Origin of the sequence: Sorangium sp. So ce119 (assembly GCF_051524405.1) — a bacterium.
In the GTDB taxonomy this organism is placed as follows: domain Bacteria; phylum Myxococcota_A; class Polyangia; order Polyangiales; family Polyangiaceae; genus Sorangium; species Sorangium cellulosum_G.
Genome location: NZ_CP150310.1, coordinates 5,084,585 through 5,099,575 on the forward strand (window position 1 = coordinate 5,084,585; position 14,991 = coordinate 5,099,575).

General features: G+C 73.2%; 13 protein-coding genes. 9 read left to right on the forward strand and 4 right to left on the reverse strand.

All coding sequences use genetic code 11. The features are described 5' to 3' along the window. The first annotated feature begins 249 nt into the window (after positions 1–249). Both purF and WME76_RS19085 read left to right on the forward strand, forming a co-directional pair. Positions 250–1,689 (forward strand): amidophosphoribosyltransferase, encoded by a 1,440-nt coding sequence (gene purF, locus WME76_RS19080; RefSeq protein WP_437961514.1) that lies wholly within the window; start codon positions 250–252, stop codon positions 1,687–1,689. A 32-nt stretch (positions 1,690–1,721) separates the two neighbouring features. Continuing rightward, entirely contained in the window at positions 1,722–2,708 is a 987-nt protein-coding gene (locus tag WME76_RS19085; RefSeq protein WP_437961515.1) for a hydroxymethylglutaryl-CoA lyase, read from the forward strand. A gap of 91 nt (positions 2,709–2,799) precedes the next feature. Here the strand turns inward: WME76_RS19085 and WME76_RS19090 are convergent, their stop codons facing one another. Beyond that, positions 2,800–4,458, reverse strand: coding sequence for a MopE-related protein (locus WME76_RS19090; protein WP_437961516.1), 1,659 nt, complete (start codon positions 4,456–4,458; stop codon positions 2,800–2,802). A gap of 11 nt (positions 4,459–4,469) precedes the next feature. After that, positions 4,470–5,012: a hypothetical protein gene (locus WME76_RS19095; RefSeq protein WP_437961517.1), complete on the reverse strand. Its 543-nt coding sequence runs from the start codon at positions 5,010–5,012 to the stop codon at positions 4,470–4,472. A 193-nt stretch (positions 5,013–5,205) separates the two neighbouring features. On the opposite strand from WME76_RS19095, the gene WME76_RS19100 reads away from it, so the two are divergent. Then, entirely contained in the window at positions 5,206–6,141 is a 936-nt protein-coding gene (locus WME76_RS19100; RefSeq protein ID WP_437961518.1) for a lamin tail domain-containing protein, read from the forward strand. 109 nt (positions 6,142–6,250) lie between these two features. Here WME76_RS19100 and WME76_RS19105 read toward each other — a convergent pair whose 3' ends face one another. Further along, entirely contained in the window at positions 6,251–7,066 is an 816-nt protein-coding gene (locus WME76_RS19105; protein ID WP_437292152.1) for a peptidylprolyl isomerase, read from the reverse strand. Between the two features lie 66 nt (positions 7,067–7,132). Between WME76_RS19105 and WME76_RS19110 the strand changes: the two genes are divergently transcribed. Then, entirely contained in the window at positions 7,133–7,831 is a 699-nt protein-coding gene (locus WME76_RS19110; protein WP_437961519.1) for a DUF192 domain-containing protein, read from the forward strand. A gap of 40 nt (positions 7,832–7,871) precedes the next feature. Here the strand turns inward: WME76_RS19110 and WME76_RS19115 are convergent, their stop codons facing one another. Next, positions 7,872–8,699 (reverse strand): MBL fold metallo-hydrolase, encoded by an 828-nt coding sequence (locus tag WME76_RS19115; protein WP_437961520.1) that lies wholly within the window; start codon positions 8,697–8,699, stop codon positions 7,872–7,874. Between the two features lie 122 nt (positions 8,700–8,821). Between WME76_RS19115 and WME76_RS19120 the strand changes: the two genes are divergently transcribed. The 5 genes from WME76_RS19120 to WME76_RS19140 all read left to right on the forward strand — a co-directional run bounded on the left by WME76_RS19120 (position 8,822) and on the right by WME76_RS19140 (position 14,979). Further along, positions 8,822–10,213 (forward strand): hypothetical protein, encoded by a 1,392-nt coding sequence (locus WME76_RS19120; protein WP_437961521.1) that lies wholly within the window; start codon positions 8,822–8,824, stop codon positions 10,211–10,213. A 252-nt stretch (positions 10,214–10,465) separates the two neighbouring features. Then, positions 10,466–11,338, forward strand: a complete 873-nt coding sequence (locus WME76_RS19125) for a formylglycine-generating enzyme family protein (RefSeq protein WP_437961522.1) — start codon at positions 10,466–10,468, stop codon at positions 11,336–11,338. Between the two features lie 118 nt (positions 11,339–11,456). Then, entirely contained in the window at positions 11,457–12,356 is a 900-nt protein-coding gene (locus WME76_RS19130) for a 1-acyl-sn-glycerol-3-phosphate acyltransferase (RefSeq protein ID WP_437961523.1), read from the forward strand. Between the two features lie 137 nt (positions 12,357–12,493). Further along, entirely contained in the window at positions 12,494–13,942 is a 1,449-nt protein-coding gene (locus WME76_RS19135) for a serine/threonine-protein kinase (RefSeq protein ID WP_437961524.1), read from the forward strand. Beyond that, positions 13,939–14,979 (forward strand): hypothetical protein, encoded by a 1,041-nt coding sequence (locus WME76_RS19140; protein ID WP_437961525.1) that lies wholly within the window; start codon positions 13,939–13,941, stop codon positions 14,977–14,979. Before WME76_RS19135 ends, WME76_RS19140 begins: the two co-directional genes overlap by 4 nt. Positions 14,980–14,991: the final 12 nt, after the last annotated feature.

Consider the following 14,991-nt stretch of genomic DNA (forward strand, 5'->3'; position numbering starts at 1 on the left):
AGGCCCTCTCGCCCTGAGATCCTCGTCCCGCCGCGGAGCACCGCGGGATCCCGCGAGCGTGGCGCGCCGCGCCCGGCGGGGATTCGTTAGTCTTCTTACATAGTCGACACGTCGACCTGGGGGCTCGCCGCGCGCGCAGGCCTCGCGCCGGCGTCCGCCGTCCGCCTGCGCCGGCGCTCGGCCGCCTCATCATGAGAACAGATCGCCATGACGGTGGGTCATGCCCCGTTTTCGTACTAGATAGGCGGCATGTGCGGTGTGTTCGGAATCTTTGGCCACCCCGAGGCGGCCAACCTGACCTACCTCGGGTTGCACGCGCTCCAGCATCGAGGGCAGGAGTCTGCGGGCATCGTCAGCAGCGACGGGGAGCGCCTCTTCGGCCACCGCGCCATGGGGCGCGTGCAGTCCGGCTTCTCCCCGACCGACCTCGCGACGCTGCCCGGCGAGCGCGCCATCGGTCACGTCCGCTATTCCACCGCGGGCGGCTCGCACCTGAAGAACGCGCAGCCGATCGGCGTCGACTACGCCCGCGGCTCGCTCGCGGTCGCGCACAACGGCAACCTCACCAACCATGAGGCGCTGCGCCAGCAGCTCGAGGAGCGCGGCTCGATCTACCAGACCGCGAGCGACACCGAGTCGATCGTGCACCTCATCGCGATGAGCAAGAAGGAGTCGCTGCGCGAGCGCATCGCCGAGGCGCTGAAGCAGGTGGAGGGCGCCTACTCGCTGCTGTTCCTGACGGAGCGCGAGCTCATCGCCGTGCGCGATCCGCGCGCGATCCGGCCGCTGTGCCTGGGCGAGATGCCGGGCGGGAGCGGCGTCGCCCACGTGGTCGCGAGCGAGTCGACCGCGTTCGATCTCATCGGCGCGCGCAAGGTGCGCGACGTCGCGCCGGGCGAGATGGTGATCATCAGCGCGGACGGGGTCCGCTCCGAGTTCCCCTTCGCGCCGGAGCCGCGCAAGCTCTGCATCTTCGAGCACGTCTACTTCGCCCGCCCCGACTCGACGATCCAGGGCGTGAGCGTCTACGAGGTCCGCAAGGCGTTCGGCCGGCGCCTCGCGATCGAGCAGCCGATCGAGCCCGGGGACGATCTCGTCGTGATCCCCGTGCCCGACTCGGGCGTCCCGGCGGCGATCGGCTTCGCCGACCGCGCGCACGCGCCGTTCGAGATGGGGCTCATCCGCAGCCACTACGTCGGCCGCACGTTCATCGAGCCGCAGCAGTCCATCCGGCACTTCGGCGTCCGGCTCAAGCTGAACCCGAACCGGGCGGTGATCGAGGGCAAGCGGGTCGTCGTCGTCGACGACTCGATCGTCCGCGGGACGACGAGCCGCAAGATCGTGAAGATGATCCGCGACGCCGGCGCCCGCGAGGTGCACATGCGCATCTCGAGCCCGCCCACGCGGTGGCCCTGTTACTACGGCGTCGACACGCCGACGCGCTCGGAGCTCATCGCGGCGAGCCACTCCGTGGACGAGATCCGGAGCTACCTGACGGCCGACAGCGTCGGCTACCTGTCGCTCGAGGGCCTCGTCGAGAGCGTGCGATCGATCGAGGCGCGCGAGGGGGACGCCGCGACGGCGCGGCCCTCGGCGGACAGCTACTGCCACGCGTGCTTCTCGGGGAGCTACCCGATCCCCTTCACGCCGGCCGCGCCGAACAGGCAGCTCCGGATGGTGACCGGTTGACGCTGCCCCGCTCTGGCGACGAGGGTCTGCCGATGACCGAGGGCACCGCCGAGCACGCCAGCGCGGACCGCGCTACACCTGCGCCGCCGCTCTTCGCGCGCGTCGCCGACGAGGTCTCGATCTACGAGGTGAGCCCGCGGGACGGGCTCCAGAACGAGGCGGCGATGATCCCGATCGAGGGCAAGCGGCGGCTCATCGCGGCGCTCGTGGCCGCCGGCCTCCGCCGGATCGAGATCACGAGCTTCGTCTCGCCGAAGTGGGTCCCGCAGCTCTCCGACGCCGAGGAGCTCGCGAGGACGCTCCCCCAGGAGCAGGGCGTGACCTTCAGCGCCCTGTGCCCGAACGCGCGCGGCCTCGAGCGGGCGCTCGCGGTGGGCCTGCGCGAGATCGCGGTCTTCCTGAGCGCGAGCGAGGCGCACAACCGCGCGAACATCAACAAGTCGATCGACGACACGCTCTCGGTGTTCTCGGAGATCGTGCCGCCGGCGCGCGAGGCGGGCCTCGCGGTGCGCGCCTACGTGTCGACGGTGTGGGGCTGTCCGTACGAGGGCGACGTCGATCCCGCCCGCGTCGTGCGCATCGCGGAGCGGCTCATCGAGCTCGGCTGCTATCAGGTCTCGCTCGGCGACACGATCGGCATCGGCACCCCGCGGCAGACGCACGACATCGTGCGCCGCTTCCTGGACGCGATGCCGCCAGAGCGGTTCGCGCTCCACCTGCACGACACGCGGGGCACGGCGCTCGCCAACATCCTGATCGGCCTGGAGCTCGGCGTGCGCGACTTCGACGCGTCGGTGGCGGGCGTGGGCGGCTGTCCGTATGCGCCGGGCGCGGCCGGCAACATGGCGACCGAGGACCTCGTGTTCATGCTCCACGGGATGGGCGTCCGGACCGGCGTCGATCTCGACAAGCTCCTCGAGGCGGGCAACATCGCCGAGCAGGTCATCGGCCGCCCGCTCCCGGGCAAGGTCCACCGCGCCGGCCCCTTCCGGCTGCGCCGCCTGCCGACCCGGAGCTGAGCCGAGCGCCGCCGCGAGGCCGAACGCGGCGCGCTCGGCCTCGCGGAGGCGCTCGGCCGCGGGGCTGTCGACGCGCTCGGCCGCGGGGCTGTCAGTCGCCCGCGATGCAGCCGAGCCGGGTGAAGAAGACGTGGTGCTCGCCGCCCTCGCGATCGTCGCGGAAGAGGATGCCCACGTCGCCCTCCGGCCCGAACGTGGCGATCGGGCCGATGCTGTCGCGGGGCGCGAAGGTGAGCCGCTGCTCGGCGCTGAGCGGCACGAGGTCCGCGCCCACGGTGACCGCGTAGAGCTCGTACCCGTCGTTCTGATCGCGGTCGTCCGAGTAGATCGCGAGCACCCGGTCGCCGAGCGCGCGCAGGTACGGATACCGCGAGCGGAACGGGCCAGGGCTCGAGATGGCCCTGGGCTCCGCGAGGATCGTGCCGTCCTCCGAGACCGTGGCCGCATAGATGGCCTTGGGGTTCGCCGACTTGTCGAACCACGCGACGACGTAGCGATCGCGGTTCCAGACCACCGTCGGATAGACAGCGTCCGTCTGGCCGTCCGTCAGCGTGACGATGTCCGAGATCGGATCGAGCTCGGCGGAGAACGTCCGGAACTGGATGAAGTGGGTGGTCGCGTCGCCCGTGGACCACGCGACGCCGATCCCGCTCTGGCCCGCGGCGGCGGCGGGCGCCTCGTTGCCGAAGCCGCCCGAGGCGTCGGTGAGCTGGACGTTCTCGCCGATCAGGTTGCCGTCGATGTCGATGCGCTGCGCGAACAGGTCGAAGATGCCGTTGCGCTCGTCCTGCCAGACGGGGATGAACTCCGCGCCGTTCCACGTGAGCGCCACGTTCACCGAGAAGCCGAACGCCTCGGAGAGCCGCCGATCGCCGCCCTCGACCTTCTGGCCGTCGGCGTCGAGCAGGGAAAAGTACACCTCGTAGTCGCCGTCGCGCCGGTCCTGCCAGGCGGCGCCGTACCGGTCACCGACCCACACGATCGGCCCGCCGGAGGCGTCGCCGTTCTTCGGCGTGATGATCTCCTCGCCGGGCGGGAGCGGCTCCCCTTCGGCGCTGATCATCGAGCGGTACAGGTTGAAGCCCTGCGTCGTCCCCGTGTAGAGCGCCGCGTAGGACGTCCCGCTCCAGGCGAGGCCGCCGGCGCCGGCCGGCGCGATGTCGCCCGAGATGCGCGTCGCGTCGGCGTCGAGCGGCACGAAGCGCGCCCCGTTGTCGACCGTGCCGTCGCAGTCGTTGTCGACGCCGTCGCAGATCTCGCGCCCGCCGGGGAAGGCCGCGGCGCTCGCGTCGTCGCAGTCGTCGCCGCACGCGAGCGGCTCGCCGGGGATCGTGCCGGGCAGCGCCGCGCGGAAGCCGTCGCCGTCGGTGTCGAGCGTCGACGGCCCGTAGCTGCACGTGCCGGTCGCGCTCTCGCAGCTGTCGCGGGTGCACGGATCGCCGTCGTCGCACTCGATCGGCGCGAGCTCGACGCACGTGCCGCCGCGCCGCGGCGCCGCGCCGCCCGGCACGCCGTCGGGCGACGGCGCCGCGCCGGCGTCGGGCTGCTCCGCCGCGAAGAGCTGGCAGAACACCGGCTTGCAGAGGTCGTCGGCGCCGGGGCAGTCGGCGTCCACCTCGCACTCCGGCGCGGGCGGCGGGATGTTCAGCCCGGTCCGCGCGCCGCACCCGCCCGAGAGCGCGCCGCCGGAGGCGGCGATCCCGAGCAGGATCAGCGCCAGCGCCGTTTTCCGATGTGCATGACGAGCCACCGATCGCTTCGTCACAAGCATCCGCCCATCCCCGCGACGTCGATCGGCTCGCACACGAGCCCCGGACTGCAGCGGTCGTCGCCGCTGAGCTCGCAGAGCTGGACGCACTGCGTGCCCGAGCCGGTCACGACGCAGGCGAACCCGGCGCCGCACTCGCCGCCGCCGCTGCATGGATCGCCCTGCCCACCCGGGCCGGCCGGCGCGCAGAAGGCGCCGTAGATCTCCTGCCCGCACGGCTCGACCGGATACTGCACGTAGATGAAACACCCGTCTCCGGGGGCGCAAAAGCCGCTCGACTGATCGTAGGGATCGCACGCGAAGTCGGTGATCGGCTCCACGTCGGGACAGCCGGGATCCTCGTACTCCTCGAGCGGGATCGTCCCCGCGTCCTCGCCGCCCTCGCCGTTCGGGACGGGGGGCGCGCCGGCCTCACCGCCGCCGCCGCCAGCGGAAGGATCGTCCACGATGACTGTCTGGCCGCAACCGGCGGCGAGGCCGAGCCCGGGGAGCGGTACGCAGAGAAGTGTCAGGAGGAGCGAGAAGCACCGTCTCATGGCGCCATGCTATCGATTCCTCGCGCGCCCGCCATGCATTTGGCGGCGTGGGCACCGTCCTGACGCGAACGTGAGCGGTGGATCGTTTCCCCCGGGCTGCAATCCCACTTGCCTGTTGGCCGGCGCTCTGATGTATCTCTCACCAATGCACAAGCGCAACCTGCTCAGTATCGCACTCCTCGCTGCTTCCCCCTTGGCGTTCACCCACCTCATGGCTTGCGGCGGTGACGATCCGGCCGGCGCAGGCGGGGCGAGCTCATCGAGCACCACGTCGAGCACCACCGGAGAGGGCGGCGGCGGCGGCGGCGGCGGTGAGACCGGCGGCGGCGGCGCGGGCGGCGACGGCGGCGCGGGCGGCGGCGACGGCGGCGGCGGCGGCGGCGAGGTCAGCGGTGAGCCCGCCGGCCACCTGCTGATCTCGGAGATCGTCGTCGCGCCGGGAGCGGCCGAGTTCATCGAGATCTGGAACCCGACCGAGAGTGACGTCGACCTGACGAACTACTACCTTTCGGACAACACCGTTTATTACCTCATCGCCGAGGGCACTGCCTGGGAGCCGAGCGGCAGCGCAGGTACGGACTTCCTCGTCCAGTTCCCTGCCGGGACGGTGATCGAGGCAGGGAAGCACCTCGTGCTGGCGACCCACGACGGCTTCGAGCTCGAGTACGATCGATGTGCCGACTTCGCGCTTGACTCGGCGGCCATCCCCTGCGGGGGGGACGACGTGCCGCCCATGCTCGCGCCCACGAACGGCGCGCTCGGCGCGCAGTCCGGCGGGCTGCTCACGGGAGACGGCGAGATGGTGATCCTCTTCGAGTGGGACGGCACCGAGGGCGGCCCGGTCAAGGACGTCGACTACGTCATCTGGGGCGAGGAGCTCGGGAACTCGGAGATGGCGTACAAGACCGGGAAGAGCGGTTATGCCGATGACACCTCGCGCAACAGCCAGCGGGCGGCTGCGGTCGCCGGCGACCGGCAGAGCATCACCCGCTGCAGCGATCGCGAGGTCGGCGAGCTGTTGACCGAGGGCAACGGCATCAGCGGGCACGACGAGACGAGCGAGTGGCTCGACGTCAGCTTCACCGTGGCGACCACGCCCTCGCCCGGCGAGGCGAGCGACTGCGAGTAGCCTGCGCGCCTCCACGGCTTCCGGCGCGCATCCGAGCTCGGGCCGTCGCCGCGCGGCGACGGGAGCCCGAGCTCGACGGCGCAGCGCGACGTAGCGCGCCGGGACGGCGCTACTGGCGGGTGATCGTCACCTTCTTGATGACGGGCGGGCTCACCGGCCGCTCGCCCTTGACCTCGACGCTGGCCAGCTTGTGGACGAGCTCCTCGGGCCCGCACTCGCCGAAGATGGTGTAGCCGTTGTCGAGGTGGAACGCCGCCGCGTCGGTGATGAAGAACTGCGCGGAGTTCGTGTTCTTGCCGCGGTTCGCCATGCACAGCAGGCCCGGGCGGTCGTGGCTGCCGTCTTCCCAGACCTCGTCGGGGATCACGTAGCCGGCCTCGCCGGTGCCGTTCTTCTTCGCGTCGCCGCCCTGGATCATGAATCCCTTGATGATCCGGTGGAAGATCGTCCCGTCGTAGGCGGGCTTCTTCTCCCAGGCGCCCTCGGGCGTCTTCCAGGGCCTGATCCCGCGCGCCAGGCCGACGAAGTTGGCCACCGTGATCGGCGCCTTGTCGTCGAACAGCTTGCACGACAGCGTGCCGAGATCGGTCTCGATCGACGCGGTCAGCGCCTTGCCCGGCGGGAGGCCCTTCGTGGCGTCCTCGAGCGTCCACTTGCCCTTCACCGGGTCGTCCTCGCTCGGCTTGACCTCGGCGACAGGCTTCGCGCTGACCTTGCGTCGCTGCGGCTGCGGGCGCTCTTTCTTCTCCTCCGCCTTGTCCCCGGCCTGCCCCGACGCGGGCGCTCCCGTCGACGCGGGCGTCGTCTTCGACGTCTGCTTCGGCGCTTCTTCGGCCGTGGGCTCCGGGGTCTTCGAACATCCGGCGAGGACCGCCAGCGCGGCGAGCGTGGCGATGGACTGGGTGGCGAGGGCTCGGACAATCATCGTGCGAGGATTTCGCGCGTCGCGGTCCAGCGGTCAAGGACGAGCCTCGCCGTGGTAGGAAGCGGCATGAGCTCGCGTTGCGCCCCCGCGACCCGTCTGTCCACGCTCGCCCCGCTCGTCCCGCTCACCTCGCTCGCGCCCGCCCTGGGCGCGCTGCTGTTCGGGGCCGCCCTCGGCGCGTGCGAGCGCCGCGTCGACGAGCCGACCCCGCACGCGCCCCGCGCCGCCGACACGCCCGACCGGCCCGCCCCGGAGGTCGCGCCGCCCGAGCCCGCCGCGACGCCGACCGACGGGCGCTGCATCGCGCCGACCCCGGCGACGCCGGAGCGGCCGCCGCCGAGCCGCGTCGGACCGGATCCCGCGTGCCCCGACGACCCGACCGGCCCGTTCCAGCTCGCGACCGGCAAGGTGATCTTCCTCGACGCGAAGGCGCCCGACGTCACGGTCGAGGTCGCGCGGCGGGAGAAGGAGCGCGCCCGCGGGCTCATGTACAGGAAGAGCATGCCGGAGAACCGCGGGATGATCTTCGCCTTCGAGCAGCGGACCAACCACTCGTTCTGGATGCACAACACGTGCATCCCGCTCGACATGCTGTTCATCGACGGCGATGGAACGATCGTCGGTATCGAGGAGAACACCCCGACGCTCAACGACTCGACCTTCGACGTCGGCTGCCCCTCGACGTACGTCCTCGAGGTGAACGCCGGCTGGACGCGTCGCCACGGCGTCGTGGCGGGCCAGAAGGTGCGGATCGAGGGCGTCTGACGCTCGGTCCGGCGCGCGACCGGGCGGCGCGGGCGGCGCTCTACATCGCCGCGAACAGATCGAGCTGGCGCGGCGGCGCGAGCGGGGCGCGCGCCGCGCCGGGGGGCGGGGCCGCGTCGAGGACGAGCGGCCCGCGGGGCGGCGCGGCGAGCAGGCGCGCGCGCTTGCCGGCGAGCGCGTCGCGGGCGGCGTCGAGCGCGAGATCCGGGCGGTTGTTGTTCTCGGAGAGGTGCATCAGCGCGACCGTGTGCGTGCCGCCGGGCAGCGCCGCGAGCAGCGCGCACGCCTGCGCGTTCGACAGGTGGCCGCGCGCCGAGCGGATCCTGCGCTTGAGGTGCTGCGGGTACGGGCCGGCGTCGAGCAGGTCCTCGTCGTAGTTCGACTCGAGCATCAGCACATCGCAGCCGGCGACGTGCTCCAGGAGCCCCGGCGGGACCTCCCCGAGATCGGTCGCGAGCGCGGCCCGCCGCGCGCCGTCGTCGACGACGAGCGCGACCTGCGCCGCGTCGTGCGGCAGCGGCTTCGGAGAGAACGTGAGCGCGCCGATCGCGAACGGCTCGCGCGGCGAGAAGAGCCGGACGCGCTCGGGATCGCCGAGCGCGGCGGCGCGCGCGGTGGCCTCCGAGGCGTAGACCGGGATCTTGTGCTTCTTGTTGTACTTCGCCGCCGCGCCGACATGGTCGGCGTGCGCGTGCGTGACGACGATCGCGTCGGGCGCCCAGCCGAGCGCGCCGCCCGCGCCGACCGCCGCGAGGCACTGCGCGAGCACCCGCGGCCCGACGCCCGCGTCCACGAGGACACGCGTGCCGCGGGATGCGAACAGGGTGGCGTTGCCCCCGCTCCCGCTGGCGATGATGGTGATCTGCATGCCGGGCTCCGCGGAACGGGTGGCTCCTGAGCCGTAGCGCAGGCGAGGGTCTGTCCGCAAGCGCGCTGAGCCGCGCGAAGCGCTCGCGAGCGCGCGCGAACGACGCTAGAGGGACTCCTCCCGTGGCGCCCTCCTCCCGCCCCGCTCCCCTCCCCTCCACCGACCCCGGCCCGGAGGCGCCGCCCGGCGGTGCCGCCGGCGGCGGTGGCCCCGCCGACAGCAGCGGCGCGCGGCGCGGCAAGCGGCGCCGTCGCGCCGTGATCGCGGCGGTGGTCGTCGTCACCGTCCTCGCGGCGGCGGTCGCCGCGCTCCTCGTGCTCGGTCCGCCCGCGGTCCGCCGGCACATCATCGCCGAGGCCCGCGCGCGCGGCGTCGCGCTGGATCCGGGCGCGATCGACCTCGGCCTCGACGCCGTCCGCCTGCGCGGCGCGCGCTTCTCGCTCGTCGGGGTGCGCGGGCTCTCGGGCACGGTCGCGCGCGCCACGATCGAGCTGCGCGGCCTCTCGCCCGCGCGGATCGCGGCCGACGGCGTCGAGCTCACGCTCGCGGGGATCGACGCCCTGGAGGGCCTGCCGGCGTGGGCCGCCCAGCACGGCCGGCGCGCCGCGGCGCTGCCGCTCACCACGAGCCGCATCCGCATCGGCTTCCGGGATCGCGACGGCGGACCGGAGGTGTTCGCGCTGGCCGACGGCGCGCTCCAGGGCCGCGCGGCCGGCGCGACCCCGGGCGCCGCCGCGCCGCCGCCGGGCGCGATGCGGCCCGAGGCCGGCGTGCTGAAGCAGGCGCGCGTGCTGTGGGCCGGCAAGGAGATCGCGCGCACTGACGTCGCCTGGTCGATGGGCGGAGACGCCATCGCGCTGGGCTTCGGCGGCGAGGACGCCCTCACCGCGCCGCTCCGGGCCGAGCTCCGGCCGCGGCCCTCCCCGAGCGCCGCCATCGCGCTCGCGCCGACGCCGCTCTCCGCGGTCGGCGCGCTCCTCGGCGTCGACGTCGGCGCCTCGAAGATGGTCGTCTCCGGGACGCTCGATCTGCGGCTCGCGGAGGGGGCGGACCGGACGGCGCTGTCCGAGGCGCCGCTCGAAGGCCCGATCGCGCTCACCGTGAAGGGCTTCACCCTGCCCCACCCGAAGGAGCTCGACGGGCTCCTCTTCGGCGACACCACCACCGTCAAGGCGGACGCGCGCATCTCGGCGGATCGCCAGCGCGTCGCGCTCGGCGGGGTCGAGGTCGCCGCCGGCGCGCTGAAGCTCGGAGGAACGGGCACGATCCAGCGCGACGGCGCAGACGCCACGATCGGGATGGATCTCTCCGGATCCATCCCGTGCTCGCTCCTGGCCGGCTCCGCCGCGATGTCGCACCTGACCGGCGCCGTCGGTCTGCTCGCGCGCGACCTGGTGAGCCGCACGCTCGCGGGCACCGTGGCGGTCCGGGCCCGCGTCGACGCGCGCGCGAGCCGGCTGACCGCCGCGCGCGTCACGCCGAGCGCGATCCTGCGCTGCAAGCTCCGCCTCTAGCGCGGGGCGCGTGCGCGTCTGGGACAGCGACCGCATCGACCCCGCTTCATCGCCTCCGGCGGGCGGCTCCGTCCGGGGACAGCGAGGGACGATGAAGGAACACGTGGGGAGCGAGCCGTGCAGGCGACGCGGACGAAGGTCGATGTTGGTGACGCATTGACGCGATGAACCACGATGCGAAAGCGGACAACGCGGCGCGCTCGCTCGACGCGAGACCGCCGCTCTGGCACCCTGGTCGATGAGGAGCCCGCAATGCGCCCTGGAGCTCTCCCGTTCGCGATCGCCGCTCGGATCGCCTCGCTTCTCGGCCTCGTGTCGCTCTTCACCGCTGCCTGCAACGGAGATCTCGGTCTCGGCGCCGGCACGGACGACGCCTCGGGCGGCGGCGGGGCGGCGGCGACGTCCGCCACCACCACGGTCGCCGCCGCGACGTCGTCCGGCAGCGGCGGCGCGGGCGATGTCGGCGGCGCCGGCGGCGCGAGCGGAGGCGCGGGGGGGGAAGGCAGCGGCGGGATCCAGGAAGAAGACTTCCCCCTCGACACGCAGCCCGAGGGGCCGTGCCCGCGCGACATGGTCGAGGTCGATGGATACTGCATCGATCGCTTCGAGGCGCCGAACGAGGAGGGCGCCCTGCCGCTCGTGATGGAGAGCGCGGTCTCGGCGCACGCCTGGTGCGAGGCGCGCGGCAAACGCCTCTGCACCGAGCACGAGTGGGACACGGCGTGCCAGGGGCCCGAGGGGTTCGTCTATCCGTACGGGAACACCCACGAAGCGGAGCGCTGCAACGACAACAAGACGTGGAGAGCGCCCGACGAGCGAGCGCTCAACACCTGGCCTTCCGAGGAGGCCTCGGCCGAGGTCGAGGCCCTGTACCAGGCCGAGCCGAGCGGCTCGCGCCCGGGGTGCGTGAGCGCCTTCGGGGTCTACGACATGACAGGCAACGTCGAGGAGTGGGTGGTGCGAACCAAGTACCACGTCAACGAGTATCCCCACGTCCTCAAGGGGTGTTACTGGTCCGGCTGCTTCGGCGGCGCGAAGCCGCGGTGCGGCTCGACGAACCCGGCGCACGCGGACGGGTTCCGCTTCTACGAGACCAGCTTCCGCTGCTGCCGCGACGCGCAGTGATCGGCGCCCGCGCCCGCCCGGCGCGACGAGGCGGCCCGCATCGGCGATCGCCGGGCGACGGTCGCTCTCCAGGATCCGCTTCCCCTCGGTCGCGCCGCAGGCTAGGGCACCGGGGACGGTGCTGACCCAACCGAGAGAGCCTCGCCCCGGCCTCGACCTCTTGAAGGACGCGATCGCCGCGTTCTCCGCCAAAGGGCGCGAGCGCGCCCGCCCGGACGACCTCGACGCGCGCGACCCGGCGTTCATCGCCCGCGTGCTCCCGCTGCTCGGCCTCCTCTACGACGACTACTTCCGCTGCGAGACCGAGTTTGAAGAGGAGCTGCCCGACGGCCCGTTCCTCGCCGTCAGCAACCACAACGCGATGACGGGAATGCCGGACATGTACTGCCACATGACGGCGTACTGGCGCCGTTATGGGCCCTCGCGCCTGGCGTACGGGCTGATGCACGACCTCCCGTTCAACGTGCCGAAGGCCGGCCCCTGGCTCAACGCCTGCGGCGCCGTCGCCGCGAGCCCGGAGAACGCGCGGCGGGCGCTCGCCCGCGGCGCGGCGGTGCTGGTCTTCCCCGGCGGCGATCTCGACGCGTGCAAGCCGACCTCGGCCCAGTACACGATCCGCTTCGGCCGGCGCCGCGGCTTCGTCCGGCTCGCCATCCGCGAGGGCGTGCCGATCGTGCCGATCGTGAGCGTGGGCGCGCACCAGTCGCTCTACATCGCCACGGATGGGAGCAGGCTCGCCGAGCGGCTCCGCCTCCCGCAGCTCGCGCGATCGAACGTCGCGCCGCTCGGCCTCGCGCTGCCGTGGGGGCTCATCGTCGGCATCCCGATCCCGCATGTCCCCCTTCCGGTGAAGATCCACACACGCGTGCTCCGCCCGCTGCACCTCGGGCTGCCGCGAGAGGCCGCGAGCGACCAGGACGAGGTCGAGCGCGCGTTCGCGCAGGTCGTCGCGCGGATGCAGGCGGGCATGGACGAGCTCCGCGCGGCGGGCAGGCACGGGCTCTTCCCGCGCGGTTGACGGGCGAACCACGGGGCGATGGCCATGCGATGGCGCCCCCGAGATCGCCCGTGGCGCCGGCCGCGCCCGGAGACGGCTTGACGGTCGTTTGCGCTCTCGGAAAACCGGGTCCGTTCATGTAGGCTTGAACGCCAGCCGTGACCCCCGACCGCACCGCGCAGCTCCTCGCACCGGTGGCCCAGCCCGGCGAGCTCATTGCGGCCAAGTACCGCGTCGAGCGGGTCGTGGCGATCGGCGGAATGGGCGTCGTGCTCGCGGCGCGCAACGAGGATCTCGACCAGAAGGTCGCGATCAAGATCCTGCGCCAGGACGCCCTCGCGAACCAGGAGGCGGTGGCGCGCTTCCTGCGCGAGGCGCGCACCGCGGCGCGCCTCCAGGGCGAGCACGTCGCGCGCGTGTTCGACGTCGGCACCACCGAGAGCGGCGTGCCCTTCATGGTGATGGAGTTCCTGACCGGGCTCGATCTCCAGCAGGTCATCGAGACCCACGGCCCGCTGCCGATCCAGGACGCTGTCGACTACGTGCTGCAGGCGCTCGAGGCGGTGGCGGAGGCGCACGCGGCCGGCGTCGTGCACCGGGACATCAAGCCTTCGAATCTGTTCCTGGCCGAGCACGCGGACGGGACACGGCACATCAAGGTCCTCGATTTCGGCATCTCGAAGGGGCAAGGGCTCGACTCGCCCGCGGAGCCGGGGCTCACGTCGACGAAGCAGGTGATGGGCTCGCCCGGGTACATGTCGCCCGAGCAGATGATGGCGCCGAGGACCGTCGATGGGCGCGCCGACGTGTGGTCGTTCGGCGTGCTGCTGTACACGCTCGTGACGGGCGAGCCGCCGTTCCAGGGCGAGACCGTGGCCGCGGTGATGGCGAACATCCTGCACCAGCCCGTGCCGCGGCTGCGCGACAAGCGCAGCGACGCGCCCGCCTCGCTGGAGCGCATCGTCACGCGCTGCCTGGAGCGCGAGGTGGGCGCGCGCTACGCGAACGTCGCCAAGCTGGCGCAGGCGCTCGAGCCGCTCGGGTCGAGCTTCGCGAAGCTCTCGACCTCGCGCATCCAGAGCGCGATCGGCGCGGCGTCGCCGGCCGGACAGACGCTGCTCAACTCGAAGGCGGCCGAGGACAGCGACAGGCTGTCCGGGGCGTCGTGGACGCACACGAGCTCGCGCCGCAGGTCGCGGCGCCGGCTGCTCGTGGCCGCCGGCGCGGCCGCGTTGCTCGCCGGCGCGGTCGGCGCGGGCGTGTGGCTGGTCGCGAGCGCGCGCGTGGCGCCTGCGGCGCCGAGCGCCGCGGCGGCGCGCGAGCGCGAGCGCGAGCCCACCGACGGCGCCGGCAGCGGCGCGCTCGCCCCGGCGCCGCCCGCGCCAGCGGCGGAGACCGCCGCGGCCGTGGCCTCCGGCGCGGCGGCCCCCGCCGCGGCGAGCCCCGCGTCGCCGCCGATCGCCGCGCCGAGCGCGTCGCCCGCCGGCGACGCGGCGCCGAGCGCCCGCCCGAAGGCCACCGCGTCCGGAGCGACGCCCAAGGCCGCCCCCCCGCCGAAACCACCGACGTCGACCAGCGAGGACGAGATGCTGAGGAGCCGACATTGAGACCGTCACGAGCGCGATACGCGGGCGCATGGCTCGCGCTGCTCTCCGCGATGAGCCTGACCTCGCCGCTGTGGGCCCAGACGACCCCGGCGGACAAGGCGCTTGCCGAGGGGCTGTTCCAGGACGGCAAGAAGCTCATGGATGAGGGCAAGCTCCAGGAAGCGTGCCCCAAGCTCGCCGAGAGCCAGCGCGTGGACCCCACGGTGGGGACGCTGCTCAACCTGGCTGTCTGCCACGAGAAGGAGGGCAAGACGGCGAGCGCGTGGGCCGAGTTCAAGGAGGCGTCCGCGCTCGCGGCGAGCGCGGGGCAGCAGGATCGCGCCCAGTTCGCGGCCAAGCGCGGATCCGAGCTCGAGGCCCGCCTGACGCGCCTCGTGCTGGAGGTGGCGCAGGCGGCGCCGGGGATGGCGATCACGCTGAACGGCAAGGACCTCAGCGCGACCGCGGCCACGGGCTCGGGCATCCCGGTCGATCCGGGCACGGCGACGATCGAGGCCAGGGCGCCGGGCAAGCAGCCCTGGTCGCAGCAGGTGACGCTCGAGCCCGGGCCGAGCACGACGCGGGTGACCATCCCCCCGCTCGCGGACGCCGCCGCCCCCGAGCCGGCGAAGGCGGCTCCCCCTGCCCCGCCGCAGCCTGCGCCGCAGGCTCACCCGGACGCCGCGAGCTCCGGGGCGAGCGGCGGGGGCGGCCCGATGCGCACGCTGGGCTTCGTGGCCGGCGGCGTCGGGCTCGCCGGGATCGGCGTGGGCGCGGTGTTCGGGGTCCTGACGATGCAGAAGGCCAGCGACGTCGAGGCGGGCTGCAGCGGCAACTTCCGCTGCAGCCGTGCGGACGTCGATCTGAACGAGAGCGCTCAGACGACCGCGATGGTGTCGAACATCGCGATCGGCGCCGGGCTGGCGTGCGTCGGGGCCGGCCTCGCGATGGTGCTGATGTCCCGGTCGCCGGAGAAGGCGGTCGCGGGCGAGCGCGTGTGGGTCGCGCCCAGCGTCGCTTCGGACGGAGGGCGCCTGACGCTCGGAGGCCAGTGGTGATGCGAAGCTCGA